The sequence below is a fragment of the Pseudomonas sp. GW821-FHT11G12 genome, from assembly GCF_058808055.1.
Window position 1 is genome coordinate 45,540 of the sequence record NZ_JBXARH010000007.1, and the last position, 19,625, is coordinate 65,164.

Annotated in this window: 24 protein-coding genes; 14 read left to right on the forward strand and 10 right to left on the reverse strand. The window is 60.2% G+C overall.

The genetic code is table 11. The annotated features are described in order from the left end of the window. Window positions 1-20: 20 nt before the first annotated feature. Complete coding sequence (locus AC1RR7_RS20345; RefSeq protein WP_085710637.1) at window positions 21-1,370, reverse strand: NCS2 family permease; 1,350 nt, start codon at window positions 1,368-1,370, stop codon at window positions 21-23. A gap of 198 nt (window positions 1,371-1,568) precedes the next feature. Beyond that, window positions 1,569-2,012 carry a MarR family transcriptional regulator gene (locus tag AC1RR7_RS20350; RefSeq protein WP_102622507.1) on the reverse strand — a complete coding sequence of 148 codons (444 nt, stop codon included), beginning with the start codon at window positions 2,010-2,012 and terminating at the stop codon, window positions 1,569-1,571. Window positions 2,013-2,094: 82 nt separating this feature from the next. Between AC1RR7_RS20350 and AC1RR7_RS20355 the strand changes: the two genes are divergently transcribed. Next, window positions 2,095-3,261, forward strand: a complete 1,167-nt coding sequence (locus AC1RR7_RS20355; protein WP_493158278.1) for an aminotransferase-like domain-containing protein — start codon at window positions 2,095-2,097, stop codon at window positions 3,259-3,261. 30 nt (window positions 3,262-3,291) lie between these two features. Here AC1RR7_RS20355 and AC1RR7_RS20360 read toward each other — a convergent pair whose 3' ends face one another. The 5 genes from AC1RR7_RS20360 to AC1RR7_RS20380 form a co-directional block, all read right to left on the reverse strand. Beyond that, on the reverse strand, window positions 3,292-3,663 hold the full coding sequence (locus AC1RR7_RS20360) for a glutathione S-transferase N-terminal domain-containing protein (protein WP_096822943.1): 372 nt from the start codon (window positions 3,661-3,663) through the stop codon (window positions 3,292-3,294). A 102-nt stretch (window positions 3,664-3,765) separates the two neighbouring features. After that, on the reverse strand, window positions 3,766-4,311 hold the full coding sequence (folE, locus tag AC1RR7_RS20365; RefSeq protein WP_003204506.1) for a GTP cyclohydrolase I FolE: 546 nt from the start codon (window positions 4,309-4,311) through the stop codon (window positions 3,766-3,768). Between the two features lie 77 nt (window positions 4,312-4,388). Next, entirely contained in the window at window positions 4,389-4,946 is a 558-nt protein-coding gene (locus tag AC1RR7_RS20370; protein WP_085732349.1) for a Smr/MutS family protein, read from the reverse strand. A 74-nt stretch (window positions 4,947-5,020) separates the two neighbouring features. Beyond that, window positions 5,021-5,341 carry a hypothetical protein gene (locus AC1RR7_RS20375; RefSeq protein ID WP_096822944.1) on the reverse strand — a complete coding sequence of 107 codons (321 nt, stop codon included), beginning with the start codon at window positions 5,339-5,341 and terminating at the stop codon, window positions 5,021-5,023. 131 nt (window positions 5,342-5,472) lie between these two features. Further along, window positions 5,473-6,063 (reverse strand): cysteine hydrolase family protein, encoded by a 591-nt coding sequence (locus tag AC1RR7_RS20380; RefSeq protein WP_096822945.1) that lies wholly within the window; start codon window positions 6,061-6,063, stop codon window positions 5,473-5,475. Between the two features lie 239 nt (window positions 6,064-6,302). On the opposite strand from AC1RR7_RS20380, the gene prmB reads away from it, so the two are divergent. Continuing rightward, complete coding sequence (gene prmB / locus AC1RR7_RS20385) at window positions 6,303-7,211, forward strand: 50S ribosomal protein L3 N(5)-glutamine methyltransferase (protein ID WP_096822946.1); 909 nt, start codon at window positions 6,303-6,305, stop codon at window positions 7,209-7,211. A 42-nt stretch (window positions 7,212-7,253) separates the two neighbouring features. Here the strand turns inward: prmB and AC1RR7_RS20390 are convergent, their stop codons facing one another. Together AC1RR7_RS20390 and AC1RR7_RS20395 are read right to left on the reverse strand one after the other, a co-directional pair. Then, window positions 7,254-8,045: a hypothetical protein gene (locus AC1RR7_RS20390; RefSeq protein ID WP_096822947.1), complete on the reverse strand. Its 792-nt coding sequence runs from the start codon at window positions 8,043-8,045 to the stop codon at window positions 7,254-7,256. A 97-nt stretch (window positions 8,046-8,142) separates the two neighbouring features. Then, window positions 8,143-9,096, reverse strand: coding sequence for an alpha/beta hydrolase (locus tag AC1RR7_RS20395; RefSeq protein WP_096822948.1), 954 nt, complete (start codon window positions 9,094-9,096; stop codon window positions 8,143-8,145). Window positions 9,097-9,226: 130 nt separating this feature from the next. Between AC1RR7_RS20395 and aroC the strand changes: the two genes are divergently transcribed. The 5 genes from aroC (at window position 9,227) to mtnC (ending at window position 13,445) form a co-directional block, all read left to right on the forward strand. Continuing rightward, entirely contained in the window at window positions 9,227-10,318 is a 1,092-nt protein-coding gene (gene aroC / locus AC1RR7_RS20400; protein WP_096822949.1) for a chorismate synthase, read from the forward strand. Window positions 10,319-10,349: 31 nt separating this feature from the next. Further along, window positions 10,350-11,495, forward strand: a complete 1,146-nt coding sequence (locus tag AC1RR7_RS20405; protein ID WP_493066325.1) for an MFS transporter — start codon at window positions 10,350-10,352, stop codon at window positions 11,493-11,495. Next, the gene (locus AC1RR7_RS20410) at window positions 11,492-12,118 is read left to right on the forward strand and encodes a methylthioribulose 1-phosphate dehydratase (RefSeq protein ID WP_085710648.1); all 627 of its coding nucleotides are present in this window, start codon (window positions 11,492-11,494) and stop codon (window positions 12,116-12,118) included. The genes AC1RR7_RS20405 and AC1RR7_RS20410 overlap by 4 nt, the downstream gene beginning before the upstream one ends. A 93-nt stretch (window positions 12,119-12,211) precedes the next feature. After that, a complete protein-coding gene (locus AC1RR7_RS20415) occupies window positions 12,212-12,757 on the forward strand; it encodes a 1,2-dihydroxy-3-keto-5-methylthiopentene dioxygenase (protein WP_007959995.1) in 546 nt (181 codons plus the stop codon). Window positions 12,758-12,761: 4 nt separating this feature from the next. Then, the gene (gene mtnC / locus AC1RR7_RS20420; RefSeq protein WP_096822951.1) at window positions 12,762-13,445 is read left to right on the forward strand and encodes an acireductone synthase; all 684 of its coding nucleotides are present in this window, start codon (window positions 12,762-12,764) and stop codon (window positions 13,443-13,445) included. Window positions 13,446-13,518: 73 nt separating this feature from the next. Here mtnC and AC1RR7_RS20425 read toward each other — a convergent pair whose 3' ends face one another. Beyond that, the gene (locus AC1RR7_RS20425) at window positions 13,519-13,797 is read right to left on the reverse strand and encodes a DUF3509 domain-containing protein (RefSeq protein WP_096822971.1); all 279 of its coding nucleotides are present in this window, start codon (window positions 13,795-13,797) and stop codon (window positions 13,519-13,521) included. Window positions 13,798-14,186: 389 nt separating this feature from the next. Between AC1RR7_RS20425 and AC1RR7_RS20430 the strand changes: the two genes are divergently transcribed. From AC1RR7_RS20430 to AC1RR7_RS20460, 7 genes are all read left to right on the forward strand, one after another. After that, complete coding sequence (locus AC1RR7_RS20430) at window positions 14,187-16,025, forward strand: long-chain-acyl-CoA synthetase (protein WP_096822952.1); 1,839 nt, start codon at window positions 14,187-14,189, stop codon at window positions 16,023-16,025. 96 nt (window positions 16,026-16,121) lie between these two features. Beyond that, window positions 16,122-16,640: an ankyrin repeat domain-containing protein gene (locus tag AC1RR7_RS20435; RefSeq protein WP_096822953.1), complete on the forward strand. Its 519-nt coding sequence runs from the start codon at window positions 16,122-16,124 to the stop codon at window positions 16,638-16,640. Between the two features lie 90 nt (window positions 16,641-16,730). Further along, window positions 16,731-17,261: a hypothetical protein gene (locus tag AC1RR7_RS20440; RefSeq protein WP_096822954.1), complete on the forward strand. Its 531-nt coding sequence runs from the start codon at window positions 16,731-16,733 to the stop codon at window positions 17,259-17,261. Window positions 17,262-17,332: 71 nt separating this feature from the next. Continuing rightward, window positions 17,333-17,524: a PLDc N-terminal domain-containing protein gene (locus tag AC1RR7_RS20445; RefSeq protein ID WP_096822955.1), complete on the forward strand. Its 192-nt coding sequence runs from the start codon at window positions 17,333-17,335 to the stop codon at window positions 17,522-17,524. Between the two features lie 136 nt (window positions 17,525-17,660). Beyond that, window positions 17,661-18,536, forward strand: a complete 876-nt coding sequence (speE, locus tag AC1RR7_RS20450; RefSeq protein WP_085690505.1) for a polyamine aminopropyltransferase — start codon at window positions 17,661-17,663, stop codon at window positions 18,534-18,536. A gap of 154 nt (window positions 18,537-18,690) precedes the next feature. Next, entirely contained in the window at window positions 18,691-18,924 is a 234-nt protein-coding gene (locus AC1RR7_RS20455; protein ID WP_096822956.1) for a hypothetical protein, read from the forward strand. A 210-nt stretch (window positions 18,925-19,134) separates the two neighbouring features. After that, complete coding sequence (locus AC1RR7_RS20460) at window positions 19,135-19,482, forward strand: ribonuclease E inhibitor RraB (RefSeq protein WP_096822957.1); 348 nt, start codon at window positions 19,135-19,137, stop codon at window positions 19,480-19,482. The last annotated feature ends 143 nt before the right edge of the window (window positions 19,483-19,625 follow it).

The window sequence follows — 19,625 nt, forward strand, 5'->3', positions numbered from 1 at the left end:
ACGCTCGAACCGCGTGACGCTTACAAGAAGATGAACTTGGCGATGAAGATCGCGCAGAGCACCCACAGGCTGACGGAGATCTCTTTGTATTTACCGGTGCCGGCCTTCAGCGCGACATAGGTAATGAAGCCCAGCGCGATACCGTCGGCGACCGAGAAGGTCAACGGCATCATGATCGCGGTGACGATGGCCGGAATACTGTCGGTCGCTTCGTCCCATTCGATGTGCGCCATGCCGCCCATCATCAGCATCGCTACATAAATCAGCGCGCCGGCGGTGGCGTAGGCGGGAATCATGCCGGCCAGCGGTGCAAAGAACATCGCGGCTATAAATAGCACACCGACGGTGACTGCGGTAAGACCAGTCCGACCACCAGCCGCTACACCGGCGGCACTTTCCACATAGCTGGTGACCGGCGGAACGCCGACGACTGCACCGAATACGCTGGAGGCGGAGTCGGCTTTCATGGCGCGGGAGAGGTTTTCGATGCGGCCGTCAGCGCCTACCAGATTGGCGCGCTGGGCAACGCCCATCAGGGTGCCGGCGGTGTCGAACATGTGCACGAAAAGGAAGGCGAGCACGACGCTGATCATGCTGACGTTGAACACGCCGGCGACGTTCATGGCCATGAAGGTCGGCGCCAGGCTTGGTGGGGCGGACATGATGCCCTCGTAGTGCACCAGACCGATGCCCCAGCCAGCCAGGGTCACGGTGATGATGCTGATGAGGATTGCACCGAACACTTTGTGGTAGCTGAGGATCGCGATCATCAGGAAGCAGATGGCGGCGAGCAGCGGGCCGGGTTCACGCAGCGAGCCAAGCTTGATCAGCGTGGCCGGGCTGTCGACGACAATGCCGGCGGTCTTCAGGCCGATCAGCCCGAGAAACAGACCCACACCGGCACCCATCGCAAAGCGCAGGCTGACCGGAATGCTGTTGAGCAGCCATTCGCGAATCCGCGAAAAGGTCAGGATCATGAACAGCACACCCGAGACGAACACCGCACCGAGCGCGGTTTCCCAGTTGTAGCCCATGGTGCCGACCACGGTGTAGGTGAAGAACGCGTTGAGGCCCATGCCCGGCGCCAGGCCCACCGGCCAGTTGGCGTACAGACCCATCAGCAGGCAGCCCAGCGCGGCGGCGATACAGGTGGCGACGAAGGCCGCACCGTGATCGATCCCGGCATCGGCCATGATGTTCGGGTTGACGAAAATGATGTAGGCCATGGTGATGAAGGTTGTCAGACCGGCGATCAGCTCGGTCTTCACCGTGGTGCCATGCAAGCTGAGTTTAAAGAGGCGCTCAAGCAGGCCATTGCGTAACGGCGGCGAGAGTTCCAGCGTCGATGCTTCGGATTTGCGGCTTTCCACAGCGAGTACTCCTCAAGAGTTTTATTGTTATTTCCAGGACCGGACCCTATGAGGGGGTGGCAGCGGTCCTTTGAGGCATACGCGAATTTGTTGACCATGCGGTCAGGAACTCGCACGCTGTGGATTATGCTTTTGTATACAAATAAAGCAAATAATGTTTTTGGTTTTGTCGACGAAAGTTTTGAGGATCGGGCTATATCACTCGGCGGCGCGGTTTTTCCCCAACGACAGATTCACCGCCAGCCAGCCGTTGACCGCCGTTTCGCCCGCTTCGGCAAACACTCGCTCCAGCAATTTCACCTGCTCGCGGCGCAATGCCTGTTCAAATTTCGCGCCTTCGACGGTCAACGTCAGAAGTCGTTTCCGTTTGTCTTCTTCGGACGCCACGCTGTCCACCAGGTGCATTTCCTGCAACTGACGCAACGGCATGTTCAGTGCCTGTTTGCTCACACCGAGCAGCGCGAGCAACTCCTTGACGCTCAGGTTCGGGTAGCGGGCGATGAAAAACACGATGCGTTGATGCACGCGGGACAGGCCGCGACGCTCAAGCATTTCGTCAGCCTTGGCGGTGAACGCCTGGTAACCGAAGAAGAACGCTTCCATGGCTTGTTGTTGGCTGGCGCAGTTTTTAAGGTCAATCATATTGACGTTTCCGCTGAGGTTGTCGTAATTTCAGTCAATAAGTTTGACTCATTTTTCTCATGCCTCGCTAGCGGTGACTTCCATGGCTTTTTCCGAACGTGTCTCGCGTCTCAAAAGTTCTCTGATCCGTGAAATCCTGGCCGCAGCTCAGCGCCCGGAAGTCATGTCCTTCGCGGGCGGTTTGCCTGCTGAAGCCATGCTGCCGAAGGTCGAATGGGCCGACATGCCGCTGTCTCTCGGCCAGTACGGCATGAGCGAAGGCGAGCCCGCGTTGCGCGAAGCCCTGGCGGCAGAGGCGAGGGCGCTGGGGTTGCCGTGTGAGGCGAGTCAGGTGTTGGTGGTCAGCGGTTCCCAGCAAACCCTCGACCTGGCGGCCAAGCTGTACATCGACAAGGGCACCGAAATCCTGCTCGAAGCGCCGACCTATCTGGCGGCCTTGCAGATATTCCAGCTGTTCGGCGCCGATTGCCTGACCGTGCCGCTGGAGGCCGATGGACCAAATCTGGCACAACTGCGCCAGCGCCTGGAGCAGCATCGCCCAGCGTTCATCTATTTGATTCCGACCTTCCAGAACCCGTCCGCCGTGCGCTACAGCGAAACCAAGCGCGAGGCCGTCGCAGCACTGCTCGACGAATTCGGCGTAACCCTGATCGAAGACGAGCCTTACCGCGAACTGACCTTCGACGGCGGCAGCGCCCAACCGATTGCCGGTCGTTTGAAGAAATCCAACTGGATCTACACCGGCACTGTGTCGAAAACCCTGTTGCCGGGTCTGCGCGTCGGCTACCTGATCGCCAGCCCCGATCTGTTTCCGCACCTGCTCAAACTCAAACAATCGGCGGATCTGCACACCAACCGCATCGGCCAATGGCAGGCGTTGCAGTGGATCGGCAGCGAGAAATATCAACAGCACTTGAGTGAATTGCGCGGCTTCTACCGTCAGCGTCGCGATGCTTTTCAATCAGCGCTGGAAACTCACTTCGCCGATCTGGCTGACTGGAATATACCCCAGGGCGGGCTGTTTTTCTGGCTGACGCTGAAGCAGCCGCTGGACACACGTACGTTGCTGAACACCGCGCTGGCCAACGATGTGGCGTTCATGCCGGGCGAGCCGTTTTTCCCCGACCCGGATCGCAACCACGGTCATCTGCGCCTGAACTTCAGCCACATTGACCCCGCCCGGCTGGACGAAGGCCTCAAGCGTCTGGCAGCGGTGGTGCGCCACGCGCAGGCCGCACAGGCGGCATAAAAAAACCGGCCATCAGGCCGGTTTTATTATTCAGACTGCGGCGAACCGCTTGTTCAGATATTCGATGATCGTGTTGGACTCATACATCCAGGTGGTCTGACCGTTCTCTTCGATGCGCAGGCACGGCACCTTGATCTTGCCACCCTGTTCCAGCAGGGTCTGGCGATCCTGCTCGTTGTTTTTCGCATCCTTCAGGGCCACCGGCACATTCAGGCGACGCAGGCTGCGGCGGGTCTTCACGCAGAACGGGCAGGCGTGGAACTGATACAGGGTCAGGTCTTTCGCGGCGGTATCCACCTGAGCCTGGGCAGCGGCGGGGCGCTGTTTCTTGCCCGGGCGGGTCAGGAAATCAACGAAGATGATCAGTTGGCCGAGGCCGACACGAAGCGCTTTGACGAACACGTTACAAGCCTCACAGGGACATTGAAGAAGGCGCGCAGCTTACCCGATTTTTCACGGGCGAAAAAAAACCGGCGATCAACGCCGGTTTTTTTGTGTCACGAATTACTTGATCAGGCTGAGAAACTCGCTGCGGGTCGCCGCGTTTTCGCGGAACTCACCGAGCATCACCGAGGTGATCATCGACGAATTCTGCTTCTCCACACCGCGCATCATCATGCACATGTGCTTGGCCTCGATCACCACGGCCACGCCCAGCGCGCCGGTGACCTGCTGGACCGCATCGGCGATCTGGCGGCTGAGGTTTTCCTGGATCTGCAGGCGGCGGGCGTACATGTCGACGATCCGCGCGACCTTCGACAGGCCCAGCACTTTTCCGCTCGGGATATACGCGACGTGGGCCTTGCCGATGAACGGCAGCAGGTGGTGTTCGCACAACGAGTAGAGCTCGATGTCCTTGACCAGCACCATTTCGCTGTTGTCGGAGCTGAACAGGGCACCGTTGGTGACCTCTTCGAGCGTCTGTTCATAACCGCGGCAGAGGTACTGCATGGCTTTGGCGGCACGCTTTGGCGTGTCGAGCAGGCCCTCGCGGGACACGTCCTCGCCCAGTTGGCCGAGAATCGCGGTGTAATTCTGTTCCAGGGACATGAAACTACCTGTGGGGATTTTCGCAAAGGGCAAGGGTACGGTGGCGGACACGACCCTGCAAGTTCGGTGTGACGGGATTATTCGTCACGGCCTTCCATCATGGTGCGTTTGAGCATCACGTAAACCGCGCCGGCGCCGCCGTGTTTCGCCTGGCACGAGCAGAAACCGAGCACTTGCGCATGCTGGCGCAGCCAGGTGTTGACGTGGCTCTTGATCATCGGCCGCTTGCCGTCCAGCCGCACAGCCTTGCCGTGGGTGACGCGCACGCAGCGGATTTCGAATTTGGTCGCTTCGGCGAGAAACGCCCAAAGGGTTTCCCGGGCCTTTTCGACGCTCATGCCGTGCAGGTCGAGGCTGCCTTCGAACGGGATCTGCCCGACCTTGAGCTTGCGCATCTGGCTTTCCTGCACCCCGTCGCGGGCCCACATCAGCTCGTCTTCGGGCCCGACGTCGATCACGAACTGATCGGACAGACCGTCAACAGTGGTGGTTTCGGTACGGATGGTCGCGGACTGGCGCAGCTTGGCGATCTGTGCACGGTCAGCCTTGGGTTTGCCGGTGTCGGCGCGGTCGTGCTTGATCGGCTTGACGCCTTGGATCGCACTTTTGAACAGGGAAAAATCGTCGTCTTGCATATCAGCCTCCGCGAAGGGCGGCCAGTTTACCCAAACAGACACAAAACGGCCCGGCAAAAAGCCAGGCCGTCGATTCAGTCGTGTTTTTTCATCAGGTGCGGGGACATGTTCAGTTCCCGCGATTGCCGTGCGCGACGCCGGCAACGACGCCACAGGGCCACGCCGAAATACAGGAACAACAGGCCGACAGCGAGAATGATCGCCGAGCCCATCGGAGTTGCGTTCAAGTCGCCGAGTGCCGGTGGGTGCCCCAGCAGGCTGGCGGCCCCGGCCAGAGCCAGCAGCACGCCGAACGTCGCCAGAATGGCGGCGATCGCTGCGCCGAAACGAAAACGCCAGTTGCTTTGGCCTTTGGGCCGCAAGCGGCGTGCGTCAAATCCATCGGATAACTTCATTCCGACCTTCCTCAATGGGTATCGGCCCTTCGACCGGGAGTTGACCGGGTTGTTCCTGAGGCTAGGGTAATTGAAGCAAATGCGAGGTCTTTGCAGATGAGCGGCGGGCTGAGCCGCTCATTTACGCTCGATCAGATCAGATCCTGGGTCAGCGCGAGGGTGGCGAAGTTGTCGGCCATGATCGCCATTTCCGCCTCCTGAACCTGTTCGGCACTGAGCACGCGACCCTTGAACGGCAGGTCACGGGTGGCGCAGGCGTCTTCGACCAGGGTGCAACGGAAACCCAGGTTCTTCGCTGCGCGCACGGTGGTGCTGACGCTGGAGTGGCTCATGAAGCCGCAGACGATCAGGTCCAGCGAACCGATGGTTTGCAGACGATCGTAGAGTTCGGTGCCGTGGAAAGCGCTCGGCAGCAGTTTGCCGATAATGGTTTCATCGCCCAGGGGTTCCAGGCCGGGGATGAATTCGCCGCGTTCGCCTTGCGGGTCGAACAGACCGCCGACGGTGCCGAGGTGGCGTACGTGCACGATCGGACGGCCGGCTGCGCGGGCGGCGGCAACCAGTTGTTTGATGTTCGCGACAGCCGCGTCCATGCCGCTCAGGGCCAGCGGGCCGCTGAGGTACTCTTTCTGGGCATCGATGATGACCACGGTGGCATGGCTCAACGTGGCCGCTGCGTAACCGCGACCGCTGAGTTGAAACATCGTTTTTGGAACGGACATTCTGGGGCTCCTTGGGGTGGGGCTTTTGCGACATTGTCCTCTGGCTGAGCGGTTCTGTGAATCGCTACCATCGTAGGCACCGTCGTTACTGGCCTGCAGCCTCGTCAAGTTACACGTTCTGTTCAATAGCTGATAAAGAATTCGGAACACTCCTACCGTCGCCCCGGGATTTTTCCTGCGTCGTCGTGGCGCGTTTTGGCTGGTAGAATCGCCAGTCGTTTTTTCTGGAGTTCTGCCCCGTGATCACTTCCCGACTTCGTACCCTGCGCGACCACATCCGTTGGGCCGTCAGCCGCTTCCATGGGGAGGATCTGTTTTTCGGCCATGGCACCGACAATGCCTGGGACGAAGCCCGGCAGCTTGTGCTCGGCGCTTTGCACCTGCCATGGGAAATCGCCGACAGCTATCTGGACTGCGCGCTGGAAGACGACGAACTGGTCAACCTGCAACGCCTGCTCAAGCGCCGCATCGAAGAACGCATTCCGACCGCTTACCTGCTGGGCGAGGCGTGGTTCTGCGGCATGTCGTTCATCGTCGATGAGCGCGTGCTGATCCCGCGTTCGCCGATTGGTGAGTTGATCGAAAACCGTTTTGCACCGTGGATCGGCGACGAGCCGGCGCGGATTCTCGACCTGTGCACCGGCTCCGGCTGCATCGGCATCGCGTGCGCCTACGAATTCCAGAACGCCGAAGTGGTGCTGGCGGACCTGTCGTTCGAAGCGCTGGAAGTGGCGAACCAGAACATCGAGCGTCATGGCGTCGATGAGCGTGTGTTCACTGTGCAGGGCGATGGTTTTGAGGGTTTGCCGGGTCAACGTTTCGACCTGATCGTGTCGAACCCGCCCTACGTCGACGCGGAAGATTTCGCCGACATGCCGGACGAATACCAGCATGAGCCGGAACTGGGTCTGGCCTGCGGCGATGACGGTTTGAACCTGGTGCGCCGGATGCTCGCCGAAGCGGCGGATCACCTGACCGAGAAAGGTTTGCTGATTGTCGAGGTGGGCAACAGCCAGGTACACGTCGAAGCGTTGTACCCGGAAGTCGATTTCGCCTGGCTGGAATTCCAGCGCGGCGGGCATGGCGTGTTCATGCTGACCGCCGAACAGTGCCGCGATCATCAGGCCCTGTTCGCTTCCCGCGTCTGACCTGAACCGATCGTTCCCACCTTGGTGGGAACGATCATTGGCTTAGCGGTGTGTGGCAATCCAGATCAGCAAGCCGGCCTGGAACACCGCAAACGCCACCAGACACGTAATGGTGAAGCGCAAACCCGCGTCTTCACGCTTGAACTTGCTGACCTTGTCTTCCTGCTTTTTCAGCTTCACTTCCTGCTCGGCCAGGTTCTGCTCGGCCTGCTGCAACATTTGCGCGGCCTCGAGAATCTCGACGATCTGCAGCTTTTCGCTGTTCCAGTCGCCCAGCAAGTCGCCGACCTGCACTTCCTTGACGCTGCCCTTCAAATGCTGGGCGTCGGCGTAAACCACATCAAAGCCATGCACGCGCAGAAAGTGATCGCGGCGCAGGCGCGTGTCTTCGTTCAGCGCGTCCTTGTTGTTCAAGTCCATGCCGTCGACGGTGTAGGTGGGCCAGCGCTTTTTCGCCCAGTTGATGCCCTGGGCGGCCATGAAGCGGCCGATGCCACGGTTCAGCGGTTCGATCTGCAGACCGCTGTCCGGACCGAAGTGCACGCGTTTGGTCTTGTGGTCGACCCACACGTCGAGCTGGTTCTGCTCTTTGCGCACACGCTGCGCCGGCAGTTTGATCGACATGCGCATCAGGCTGTGTTCTTTGCTGTTGCGCTCGGCGTAACCGAATTCGACAAAGCGCAACGGCCGCCCTCCGGTGTTGCGATCGGTCTGCAACGGCGCCAGGCGGAGCATCTTGTGGTGCTCGACGTGGACATCCGCCCATGGCAGCTCGACCGCTGGCGGTGCGTCTTTTTCAGCGGTGGTGTCGGGTGAAGTCTGGGTATCAGTCATAACGGCGAGATCCTGTCCAAGCTGCTTGCCGCCAGCCAGTACGCTGGCGACAAAGGCTTATCGGCCGTTTTCTACAGGACTAGAGGGCAAAAAGAGCTTAACGGGTGCGAAGTCCGTCAATAAATTCGAGGATGCGTGTCCCCAATTCCGCCGCCAGCGGCAAATTCGGGTCCTTGTAAGAGGCCATTTGCCGCTTTACGTCGTTGGGCACGATGCGCATCACGTGGTTCATGCCTTCGATCAATGCCAGCGTCGCGTCGGGTTTTGCCGCCTTGAGCAGGTTGGCGTCATCGACTTGAACCTGAATGTCGTTGCTGCCCTGAACGATCAAGGCCGGCATTTTCAGATGGGCGAAGGCTGCGGACGGATCCTGACGGAACAACGAAATCAGATACGGCTGCACGCTAGGGCGAAATATTGGCTGCAAGGGCGCCGGGACATTGTCGTCGGTGTGGCCGGCCTTGAGGCTGTCGAGCAACTCGTTGCTGCGCTGCATCAGTGGCGGCGGAAGACTGCGGGCCAGTTGCCGGCGCAACACCTGATCGATTGGCCGAGCCGTGCCGGACAGCGAAATGACCGCAGCGGCGTCGACTTTCGGTGCGGCCAGGCTGGCAATCAGTGCGCCCTCGCTGTGACCCAACAGGATCAACGGGCCGAAACGCGGATCAGCCTTGAGCTTCTGGCCCCAGGCCACGGCGTCCGCGACGTAGGCATCCACCGACAGATTGCGCTCATCCGGCGTCGCGGCGAGGCTTGCGGCCACCCCGCGCTTGTCGAAACGCACGCTGGCGATATTGTGCTTGGCCAGCACCCAGGCCAGTCGCTTGAGGCTGTCGTTGCGCCCGCCGTCCGGGTTGTTTCCGTCACGATCCGTAGGACCCGAGCCAGAAAGAATGAGGACAACCGGCACCGGATTGTCAGACTTTGGCAGTAACAGCGAGCCGAAAAGTTCGCCGCTGCCGGTGTCCAAAGTCACCGGGCGTTGCAGGACGGTCGCCTGGACAAAGCCAGTAAACAGGGTAAGGCTCAAGATCAAAACTCGCAGCATCATCACGCCATCATTTGCAAAGGTGCCGGTTGGACTCACCAACACCGCCAAGGTTCGAGGATGAACTACTCGGTTAGCCTGCGTATACTGGCGCGCATCATGAATTTGGGTTTGATTTCACGGAGCGTCCTGCATGTCCGGCAATACCTACGGCAAGCTGTTCACTGTCACCACCGCGGGCGAAAGCCATGGTCCGGCGTTGGTCGCCATTGTCGACGGCTGCCCGCCGGGCCTGGAGATTTCCCTTGAGGACCTGCAACGCGACCTCGATCGCCGCAAGCCGGGCACCAGCCGCCACACCACCCAGCGTCAGGAGGCCGACGAAGTCGAAATCCTCTCCGGCGTGTTCGAGGGCCGCACCACCGGCTGCTCCATCGGCCTGCTGATCCGCAACACCGACCAGAAGTCCAAGGACTACTCGGCGATCAAGGATCTGTTCCGTCCGGCCCACGCCGACTACACCTACCACCACAAATACGGCGAGCGCGATTATCGCGGCGGCGGTCGCAGCTCCGCGCGGGAAACCGCGATGCGCGTGGCGGCCGGTGCGATTGCCAAGAAATACCTGGCGACGCAGGGCATCGTCATTCGCGGCTACATGAGCCAGCTCGGCCCGATCGAAATCCCGTTCAAGACTTGGGAATCGGTCGAGCAGAACGCCTTCTTCAGCCCGGACCCGGACAAGGTTCCGGAACTGGAAGCCTACATGGACCAGTTGCGCCGCGATCAGGACTCGGTCGGGGCCAAGATCACCGTGGTCGCCGAAGGTGTGATGCCGGGTCTGGGCGAGCCGATCTTCGACCGTCTCGATGCCGAACTGGCCCACGCGCTGATGAGCATCAACGCGGTCAAAGGCGTGGAAATCGGCGCCGGTTTCGCCTCAGTCGCCCAACGTGGCACCGAGCATCGCGATGAAATGACTCCGGAAGGTTTCCTCAGCAACAACGCCGGCGGCATTCTCGGCGGTATCTCTTCGGGTCAGCCGATCGTGGCGCACCTGGCGCTGAAGCCGACGTCGAGCATCACCACGCCGGGCCGTTCGATCGACATTCATGGCAACCCAGCGGAAGTGATCACCAAGGGGCGTCACGATCCGTGCGTCGGCATCCGCGCCACGCCGATTGCCGAGGCGATGATGGCCATCGTGCTGATGGATCACCTGCTGCGTCACCGTGGTCAGAACGCCGACGTGCGCGTGAGCACGCCGGTCCTGGGTCAGCTCTGATGGGTCTACTCACAGCCGCTGCGGTCTGACCGTGGCGGCGCTCCCGTACTGGCGGCTGTCCAGTTTCTATCTGTTCTATTTCGCCTTGCTCGGCTCGACGGCGCCATTTCTGGCGCTGTACTTCGATCACCTCGGATTCAGCGCCGCACGCATCGGCGAGCTGGTAGCGATCCCGATGCTGATGCGCTGTGTGGCGCCGAACATCTGGGGCTGGCTCGGCGACTACACCGGCAAGCGCCTGGCCATCGTGCGCTTCGGCGCGGTGTGTACGCTGCTGACCTTCTCGCTGATTTTCGTCAGCAAGACCTATGCCTGGCTGGCGATGGTCATGGCGTTGCATGCGTTCTTCTGGCACGCGGTGTTACCGCAGTTCGAAGTCATTACCCTCGCGCATCTGCAGGGCCAGACCTCCCGCTACAGCCAGATTCGGTTGTGGGGTTCCATCGGTTTCATCATCACCGTGGTGGCGCTGGGGCGATTGTTCGAGTGGCTCAGCCTCGACATCTATCCGGCGGCGCTGGTGCTGATCATGGCCGGCATCGTGCTCAGCAGTCTGTGGGTGCCGAACGCGCAGCCGCCTCAGGGCAATCGGCCAACGGGCGAAGGTTTTCTCAAGCAGTTGCGCAATCCCGGAGTGCTGGCGTTCTACGGTTGCGTGGCGCTGATGCAGATGAGCCACGGGCCGTATTACACGTTTCTGACCTTGCACCTCGAACGCCTAGGTTACAGCCGTGGTGTGATCGGCATGCTCTGGGCCGTTGGCGTGGTGGCGGAAGTGCTGATGTTCATGGCCATGAGCCGGATTCTTGCGCGTTTTTCCCTGCGTCGTGTGCTGATGGCGAGTTTTCTGCTGGCGGCGCTGCGCTGGTTGCTGCTAGGTTCGTTCGCCGAATTCCTCTGGGTGCTGCTGTTTGCCCAGGTGCTGCACGCCGCGACGTTCGGCAGCTTTCATGCCGCTGCCATCCAGTTCGTGCAACGTAGTTTCGGCGCTCGTCAGCAAGGGCAGGGCCAGGCGTTGTACGCGGCACTGGCCGGAACCGGCGGTGCGCTGGGCGCGTTGTATTCCGGCTACAGCTGGAATGCCCTCGGCGCGACATTGACCTTTAGTATTGCCAGTCTCGCGGCGCTCGCTGCTGCCGTTATCATTGCCACACGTATGCAAGAGGACAGGCCATGAGCCTTACGCGTGAACAGCTTGCCCAGCAAATCGTCGACGCCGGGCGTTTTCTTTACGGTCGCGGCTGGTCGCCGGCCACCAGCAGCAACTACTCGACGCGCCTGTCGCCAAGCGAAGCGCTGCTGACCGTGTCCGGCAAGCACAAGGGCCAGTTGGGTCTGGACGATGTGCTGGCCACCGATTTGTCTGGCAACAGCCTGGAACCGGGGAAAAAACCGTCCGCGGAAACCCTGCTGCACACCCAGCTCTATAGCTGGCGTCCGGAAATAGGTGCCGTGCTGCACACCCACTCGGTGAACGCCACGGTGCTGTCGCGCCTGACGCCGGAAGATTTCATCGAGTTCGAAGACTACGAACTGCAAAAAGCCTTCAGCGGTATTTCGACCCACGAATCCCGGGTGCGGGTGCCGATCTTCGACAACGATCAGGACATTGCGCGCCTCGCCGCCAAGGTGCAGCCTTGGCTCGACGCCCATCCCGATTGCGTCGGTTATCTGATTCGCGGTCACGGCCTCTATACCTGGGGCGCGCAGATGAGCGACGCGTTGCGCCAGATCGAGGCCTTTGAATTTCTGTTTGAATGCGAGTTGAAGACCCGCAGCGTCATGAACCGCCAAGGCTGACTTCACCAGAACCAGCCCATTTGCCTGATGAATGCAGTGCCCGACCGGTCTCGAAGAACCGGACGGCAAGGCCGATACCGAGGAATTGCCCCCATGAGCAGCCTGTCCGTCTATCACGTTTCCAGCCCTGAAATTCCGAACAAGGTGCTGACCCATTTCGAAGACATCGCCTCGACCCTGGCCGAGCAGGGCGTGCGCTTCGACCGCTGGCAAGCCGCCGCGAAGATTCAGCCCGGTGCCAGCCAGGAAGAAGTGATCGGCGCCTACAAAGAGCAGATCGACAAGCTGATGACCGAGCGTGGTTACATCACCGTCGATGTGATCAGCCTCAACAGCGATCACCCGCAAAAAGCCGAATTCCGCGCCAAGTTCCTCGAAGAACATCGCCATGGCGAAGACGAAGTACGCTTTTTCGTCGCCGGCCGTGGCCTGTTTACCCTGCACATCGACGATTACGTTTACGCCGTGCTGTGCGAGAAGAACGACCTGATTTCGGTACCGGCCGGCACCAAACACTGGTTCGACATGGGCGAGAACCCGCATTTCGTGGCGATCCGCCTGTTCAACAACCCTGAAGGCTGGGTCGCCAACTTCACCGGCGAAGACATCGCCGGCCGCTTCCCGCGCCTGGAGGACTGAGCCGATGTCGATCAAGGTCATTCTCACCGACATCGAAGGCACCACCAGCGCGGTGAGTTTTGTGTTCGACGTGCTGTTCCCGTATGCCGCCAAACACCTGCCGGACTTCGTTCGCCAGAACGCCACCCGCGCCGATGTCGCCGAGCAACTGGACGCCGTGCGCCGTGACAGCAACGAATCGCAGGCCGACGTTGAACGGGTCGTGGAAATTCTGCTGGCCTGGATCGCCGAAGACCGCAAAGCCACGCCGCTGAAAGCGTTGCAAGGCATGGTCTGGGAGCAGGGTTATCAGGCCGGGCAGTTGAAGGGTCATGTTTACCCGGACGCCGTCGAAGCGCTCCAGCGCTGGCATCAGGCCGGGTATCAACTGTTTGTTTATTCGTCTGGTTCGATTCAGGCGCAGAAGCTGATTTTCGGCTGCTCGGAGGCGGGGGATCTGACACCGCTGTTCAGCGGCTATTTCGACACCACGTCGGGCCCGAAGCGCGAAGCGCAGTCGTACAGCACTATTCAGCAGGCCATCGGGGTCGAACCGCAGGAAATCCTGTTCCTGTCCGACATCGTGCAGGAACTCGACGCCGCCCAGGCCGCCGGCCTGCAAACCTGCGGCCTGGCCCGTGAGGGTGGAGAGCTGGAAGGCCATGTGACCGTCGACAGCTTTACCGGGATCGAACCGGAAGCGTTCTGATTCCACACAATCGATGCGCAAAAAAAACAGGCCGTGAAGCGAAAGCTCCACGGCCTGTTTGTTTATGCGGTGTTTACATCGAGTGATAGGTCGGCAGGGCAAAACGCTGCTGACTTTGCAGCATGCCGATTTGCGGCAGCTCGCTGGCTTGTTCGGCCAGGTCACGACGGATCGCGCTGATCGCCCACGACAATTGGTCGCCGGCATGCAGTTGCTGATAAGTGAGCGCACGTTTGAACACTTTGCCGTCGGCACTCTTCAGCGTCAGCAGGATCCCGCCATCGGGACGCGGTTGGGTGGTGACGTTGAAGTTGGAGAACAGGGAGGTAAATTTTTCTTGGATCAGGCTCATGTCTTTCAGCTCCGTATGCACTTGAATGGCAAGCATGCAGAGGGAGTTGCAGTGATTGTGCCAGTATTCTGTTTTTATAAAATCGTTATAAATCAACAAGTTAGAAATTATGCAAATTCAAGTCGTCGTGCAATCTGCATGAATGGCCATCGTGCATCCTGCATTTTGCGGGATCGCTGTCGATCCGATGGAACCATTCCATCCGGCTGCAATCGCGTTTCGCCTTGTAGCGTTGGCGGATACAAAACATTGCAAAAACCGCGTGTACAGCCCGCGAAGCGCTGACGTATTTTCGGCCTCGACCCTCGCTCAAGAAGCGCCGGTTGCCTTACCCGATTGCCCGACAATAAAAAATCCGGCCTGCACGCCAAGGTCGAACGGGAGCTGCCATGAGCCACGCGCCTAGCGACACGATTACCTGGAGCATGATGCTCCGCAAACTGCCGATGATTGCCAAAGCCATCCCTCGGGTGGTGAAAGGCATGAAGGTGGCCAACGTCAAGGATCCGACCCAAACCTGTGGCCTGGGCTGGACCTTCGAGCAAGCGACGCTGCGCAATCCCGAGGGCCCCGCGCTGCTGTCGGGTGAGGTGGTGCTGAGTTATTCACAGGTCAACCAGTGGGCCAACCGCATTGCCCACTACCTGATCGGGCAGGGCATCGGCAAAGGCGATGTGGTGGCGGTGTTCATCGAAAACCGCCCGGAACTGCTGGTGACGATTCTGGCGCTGGCCAAGGTCGGCGCCGTCAGCGCGCTGCTCAACACTTCGCAGACTCGCGACACGCTGATTCACAGCATCAATCTGGTGGCGCCGGTGGCGATTGTCGTCGGTGAGGAATTGCTGCCAGCCTTCACCGCGGTGCGCGAGCAAGTGACGATTGCGCCGGCCCGCACCTGGTTCGTGGCGGATCAGGACACCTTCAGCCAGCCGGGCATCGCCCCGGAGGGTTACACCAATCTGATCAGCGCCAGCGCCGATGCGCCAAGCGACAACCCGGCCAGCAGCCGGCAGATTTTTTTCGATGACCCGTGCTTCTACATCTACACCTCAGGCACCACCGGTTTGCCCAAGGCCGGCGTGTTCAAGCACGGACGCTGGATGCGCAGCTCGGCGAGCTTCGGCATGATCGCCCTCGACATGCGTCCGGACGACATCGTCTATTGCACCTTGCCGCTGTATCACGCCACCGGGCTTTGCGTGTGCTGGGGCTCGGCGGTCAATGGCGCCTCGGGTTTCGCGATTCGCCGCAAGTTCAGCGCCCGGCAGTTCTGGAGCGACGTACGCCGCTACCGCGCAACCACCATCGGCTACGTCGGTGAATTGTGCCGTTATCTGGTGGATCAGCCGGTCAGCAGCGATGACAGCCGCCATGACGTGCGCAAGATGATCGGCAACGGTTTGCGGCCCGGTGCCTGGGCCGAGTTCAAGACCCGGTTTGCGGTGGATCACATCTGCGAACTGTACGCGGCGAGCGACGGCAATATCGGCTTCACCAACATCCTCAATTTCGACAACACCATCGGATTCTCGCTGATGGCCTGGGAACTGGTCGCCTACGATCAGGACAGCGGCGAACCGATTCGCGGTGCTGACGGGTTCATGCGCAAGGTCGGCCGGGGTGAGCGCGGCCTGTTGCTGGCGCGGATCGACGACAAGGCGCCGCTGGATGGCTACACCGATCCGCAGAAAACCGCGAAAGTCGTGCTGCAGGACGTATTCACCAAGGGCGACCGCTTCTTCAACACCGGCGATCTGCTGCGCAACATCGGTTTCGGTCATGCGCAGTTTGTCGATCGCCTCGGCGACACCTACCGCTGGAAGGGCGAAAACGTCTCGACCACCGAGGTCGAGAACCTGTTGCTCCAGCATCCGCACATTTCCGAAGCCGTGGCCTATGGCGTGGAAATTCCCAACACCAACGGTCGCGCCGGCATGGCGGCGATCACGCCGGCCGAGTCTCTGGCGACGCTGGACTTCACCGAGCTGCTGGCCTTCGCCCGCCAGCGCATGCCGGCCTATGCGGTGCCGTTGTTCCTGCGGGTCAAAGTGAAAATGGAAACCACCGGCACCTTCAAATACCAGAAGACGCGCTTGAAAAACGAAGGCTTCGACCCCGGCCAGACAGGTGATGACCCGATCTATGCCTGGCTGCCGGGTACTGAAACCTACGTGCAGGTCACGGATGAAATCCTGGCGGACATCCGCGCCGGCAAGTTCCGTTATTGATATTGGCTATCGACTGTCTTGGAAAAAAGGGGGTGACAGCTATCGCCGCGCTCGGGAAACTATCGGCTTCCGATTGACCGAAAGTGGAGTTGCCCCATGTCCGACCAAAGCCGCCAGATGACCCCCGAAGAAGCTGCCGAATTCACCGAGCAGGTATTCAACAAGGCGCGCGACGGCGATGCGGCGATGCTGGATCGCCTGATCACGGCCGGTCTGCCGGTCAACCTGACCAATAGCAAGGGCGATACCTTGCTGATGCTCGCCAGTTATTACGGGCATGTGGACGCGGTACAAGTGCTGCTCAAGCACAAGGCCGACCCGGAACAACGCAACGGCAACGGCCAGAGCCCGATTGCCGGCGCGGCGTTCAAGGGTGACCTGGCGGTGGTCAAGGCATTGGTGGCCGGTGGGGCGCAGATTGAAGGCGCTTCCTTCGACGGCCGCACGGCGCTGATGATGGCGGCGATGTTCAACCGGGTTGAAATCGTCGAGTTCCTGATCGACCAGGGCGCGGACCCGAAAGCCAAGGACGCCAACGGCATCACCGCGCTGGACGCGGCCCGCACCATGGGCGCTGTGGACACCACCGCGCAGCTGGAAAAACTGCTGGGCTGAACCGTCGGGCCGGAACCCGCTCTGTGGCGAAGGCGAGAATGCGCTATCCTTCGCGCCCTCAAAATTCTCTTCGCCACAGGATCCGCCCCCATGAAAGCCGCACTCGCCGAACTCATCAGCAAAATCAGCTCCGGCTGCATGGGCGACGACGAGATTCAGAAGGTCGCTGATGAAGCGGCGCAGGCCTACGCCGATGCCGACGCTTTTCTGACCGCCAATCCGGACATCAACTACGACGACACTTTCCCGATTCCTTTGGGCGAATGGGTCGTGGTCGGCAGTCTGCCGGAAACCGTGCTGTTCCAGGCCGACACCTACGTTGACCTGTTCGCGCAGATCGTGGCTTCGTTCGGCCCGGGCGTGGAGTTCAACCTCAAGCCCAAGCAACTGGCCAAGACCGAAGCGCTGACCGCACTCAACCGCATCCAGGTGCAGATGAGCAGCATGAACAAGGAAAACGGCGGCTACACGCTGATGAACTTCAGCCAGTTGCTCGACGACGAACTGCAAGTGGTGCTGGTCTACGGCAACGACGTGCCGCGCGTGCTGGAACTGTGTGCCGAAGTCGGCATCGCCGCTGCGCCGTCGCTGGAAGCCTTGAAGGTCGCCGTTCACGTCTGAGCGCAATAAAAGGGAACCCTGCGCGCGACCGTCTATCCTAAAAGTGCATGCCACTATTCTGGAGTGACACCATGGGTTCCACGTTCAACAGCCTGTTCGCCCTGATTGTTTTCGCACTGGACATTTGGGCCGTCATAAATGTCTTGAAAAGCGGCGCCGAGACCGGGATGAAAATCCTCTGGGTGCTGTTGATCATCTTCCTGCCGGTGCTGGGCCTGATCATCTGGGCGATTGCCGGGCCGCGGGGCAATGTGCGGATCTGACCGTTCGCGCCAATGGATTGTGCCGAGCCGATGAAGTGAGGTTCGACCTGTCATCTTCGGCAACGTAGAATGCGCGCCTTTCCCGGGCAATCGAACCTGACGATTGGCGCCCGCGCATTCATCGGAGCACTTCACCATGACCGTCACCAAGACCAGCGAATACCTGGAAACCCTCTACGAAGGCTACGGCCAGCGTTTTCGCATGGAAAAACTGCTGCACGAAGTGCGCACCGAACACCAGCACCTGGTGATCTTCCAGAACCCGCGCATGGGCCGGGTGATGGCGCTGGACGGCGTGATCCAGACCACCGAAGCCGATGAATTCATCTACCACGAAATGCTCACCCACGTGCCGATCCTCGCCCATGGCACCGCCAAGCGCGTGCTGATCATCGGCGGCGGCGACGGTGGCATGCTGCGCGAAGTGACCAAGCACGCCAGCGTCGAGCACATCACCATGGTCGAAATCGACGGCACCGTGGTCGACATGTGCAAGGAATTCCTGCCGAACCACTCCAAGGGCGCCTACGACGACCCACGCCTGAACCTGGTGATCGACGACGGCATGCGCTTCGTCGCAACCACCACTGAAAAGTTCGACGTGATCATTTCCGACTCCACCGACCCGATCGGCCCGGGCGAAGTGCTGTTCTCGGAAAACTTCTACCAGGCCTGCCACCGCTGCCTGAACGAGGGCGGCATCCTCGTGACCCAGAACGGCACGCCGTTCATGCAGATCGAAGAAGTGAAAACCACCGCCGGTCGCCTGCGCAGCCTGTTCCCGGACTGGCACTTCTATCAGGCGGCCGTGCCGACCTACATCGGCGGTTCGATGACCTTCGCCTGGGGCTCGACCAACCCGGCCTACCGCAAGCTGAGCCGTGAAACCCTGCAACAGCGTTTCATCGGCAGCGGCATCGTCACCCGTTACTACAACCCGGAAATCCACATCGGCGCCTTCGCCTTGCCGCAATACGTGCTGCAAGCGGTGAACAAGCCAAGCAACGACTGATCACTCAGCCGTTATCACTGCGGGAGCGAGCGGCTTCGTTCCCGCAGATGAAATGTTTTTCATGTTTCATCGGTGTAAAGCTTTTGAACGATCAATCCTGACAAAAGTCGAGATAGATATGAGCCCATTTGCGGGTTTGTTCGAGGAGGCACCAATGCAAAAGTGGAAAGTCACTTTCGTGGATGATCACGGTGAAATTGTCGATGAAATCTTCGAGCGCGCGGAATGCCCCAGCGACGATGAGGCCGCTCGATTGATCAAGGAACGACTCCTTCCTGTCGCCGCCGCACTGGATCTGAACGATCTGGAAGGGCGCACCTCCGATGCAGGCGCGAAAAGCCTGAAAACCCAGAACAGCATCGAAATCCGCAGCATCACGCCCATCTGAAAATCTTCTTGTCCGTAACGTACCAGGCCTTGGCAGCGGCTCTATCTTGGGGCTACTCTGCAAGCGAGATCAGCGAACGGATCGCTAAGGTCTGGTCTTGTCAGCTACATGCTTGTTTCCCGCCGGCAACACGGTTGTCGTAGCGCTTGAGCCGTTCGGCCAGGTGCAGGGAATACGGAAAGTCTATCCATCTATGCGAGGGGGACGTTCATGAGCACAGCCTATCAAGAAGACATCAGCAGCAGCGTGCTGCGCCGCATGAAAGAAGGCGGTTTCGATTTTTCCCGATTCCATCCCATCGAGTTCTACGCCATTTTCCCGGACGAGGAGCGGGCGCGCAGGGCGGCAGGCAAATTTCGCGGTGAATCCATCAATGCCCAGGTCAGCGCGCGCGACGACGGCGCGTGGTCCCTGGAATTGAGCAAGGTGATGTACGCAACCTACGACGACATTGGCGATTTCGAACAGGGCTTTTCGGCGGTGGTCGAGCCCTTGGGCGGCATCATCGAAGGCTGGGGCGTGAAGCAGGAGGTGCGCAACCGCCATCGTTTGAACTGATAACCCTCGCAACACGTCGAGCAACGGCTGACCTTCGGGTCGGCCGTTGTCGTTTCTGCACCCTGAACATCGCCCGGCAAAACCCTGAAACAAGAATCCGGCGCAAAAAAAAGCCACCGGGAGAGGTGGCTGAAAGGGAAGAC

What these genes read in the sequence shown, in the direction of transcription:
- AC1RR7_RS20350 (WP_102622507.1), bottom strand. Translation starts at nt 2,012, where the DNA reads ATGATTGACCTTAAAAACTGCGCCAGCCAACAACAAGCCATGGAAGCG.
- AC1RR7_RS20355 (WP_493158278.1), top strand. Translation starts at nt 2,095, where the DNA reads ATGGCTTTTTCCGAACGTGTCTCGCGTCTCAAAAGTTCTCTGATCCGT.
- folE (WP_003204506.1), bottom strand. Translation starts at nt 4,311, where the DNA reads ATGTCCCTGGAACAGAATTACACCGCGATTCTCGGCCAACTGGGCGAG.
- AC1RR7_RS20370 (WP_085732349.1), bottom strand. Translation starts at nt 4,946, where the DNA reads ATGCAAGACGACGATTTTTCCCTGTTCAAAAGTGCGATCCAAGGCGTC.
- AC1RR7_RS20375 (WP_096822944.1), bottom strand. Translation starts at nt 5,341, where the DNA reads ATGAAGTTATCCGATGGATTTGACGCACGCCGCTTGCGGCCCAAAGGC.
- AC1RR7_RS20380 (WP_096822945.1), bottom strand. Translation starts at nt 6,063, where the DNA reads ATGTCCGTTCCAAAAACGATGTTTCAACTCAGCGGTCGCGGTTACGCA.
- AC1RR7_RS20390 (WP_096822947.1), bottom strand. Translation starts at nt 8,045, where the DNA reads ATGACTGATACCCAGACTTCACCCGACACCACCGCTGAAAAAGACGCA.
- AC1RR7_RS20395 (WP_096822948.1), bottom strand. Translation starts at nt 9,096, where the DNA reads ATGATGCTGCGAGTTTTGATCTTGAGCCTTACCCTGTTTACTGGCTTT.
- aroC (WP_096822949.1), top strand. Translation starts at nt 9,227, where the DNA reads ATGTCCGGCAATACCTACGGCAAGCTGTTCACTGTCACCACCGCGGGC.
- AC1RR7_RS20410 (WP_085710648.1), top strand. Translation starts at nt 11,492, where the DNA reads ATGAGCCTTACGCGTGAACAGCTTGCCCAGCAAATCGTCGACGCCGGG.
- AC1RR7_RS20415 (WP_007959995.1), top strand. Translation starts at nt 12,212, where the DNA reads ATGAGCAGCCTGTCCGTCTATCACGTTTCCAGCCCTGAAATTCCGAAC.
- mtnC (WP_096822951.1), top strand. Translation starts at nt 12,762, where the DNA reads ATGTCGATCAAGGTCATTCTCACCGACATCGAAGGCACCACCAGCGCG.
- AC1RR7_RS20425 (WP_096822971.1), bottom strand. Translation starts at nt 13,797, where the DNA reads ATGAGCCTGATCCAAGAAAAATTTACCTCCCTGTTCTCCAACTTCAAC.
- AC1RR7_RS20430 (WP_096822952.1), top strand. Translation starts at nt 14,187, where the DNA reads ATGAGCCACGCGCCTAGCGACACGATTACCTGGAGCATGATGCTCCGC.
- AC1RR7_RS20435 (WP_096822953.1), top strand. Translation starts at nt 16,122, where the DNA reads ATGTCCGACCAAAGCCGCCAGATGACCCCCGAAGAAGCTGCCGAATTC.
- AC1RR7_RS20440 (WP_096822954.1), top strand. Translation starts at nt 16,731, where the DNA reads ATGAAAGCCGCACTCGCCGAACTCATCAGCAAAATCAGCTCCGGCTGC.
- AC1RR7_RS20445 (WP_096822955.1), top strand. Translation starts at nt 17,333, where the DNA reads ATGGGTTCCACGTTCAACAGCCTGTTCGCCCTGATTGTTTTCGCACTG.
- speE (WP_085690505.1), top strand. Translation starts at nt 17,661, where the DNA reads ATGACCGTCACCAAGACCAGCGAATACCTGGAAACCCTCTACGAAGGC.
- AC1RR7_RS20455 (WP_096822956.1), top strand. Translation starts at nt 18,691, where the DNA reads ATGCAAAAGTGGAAAGTCACTTTCGTGGATGATCACGGTGAAATTGTC.
- AC1RR7_RS20460 (WP_096822957.1), top strand. Translation starts at nt 19,135, where the DNA reads ATGAGCACAGCCTATCAAGAAGACATCAGCAGCAGCGTGCTGCGCCGC.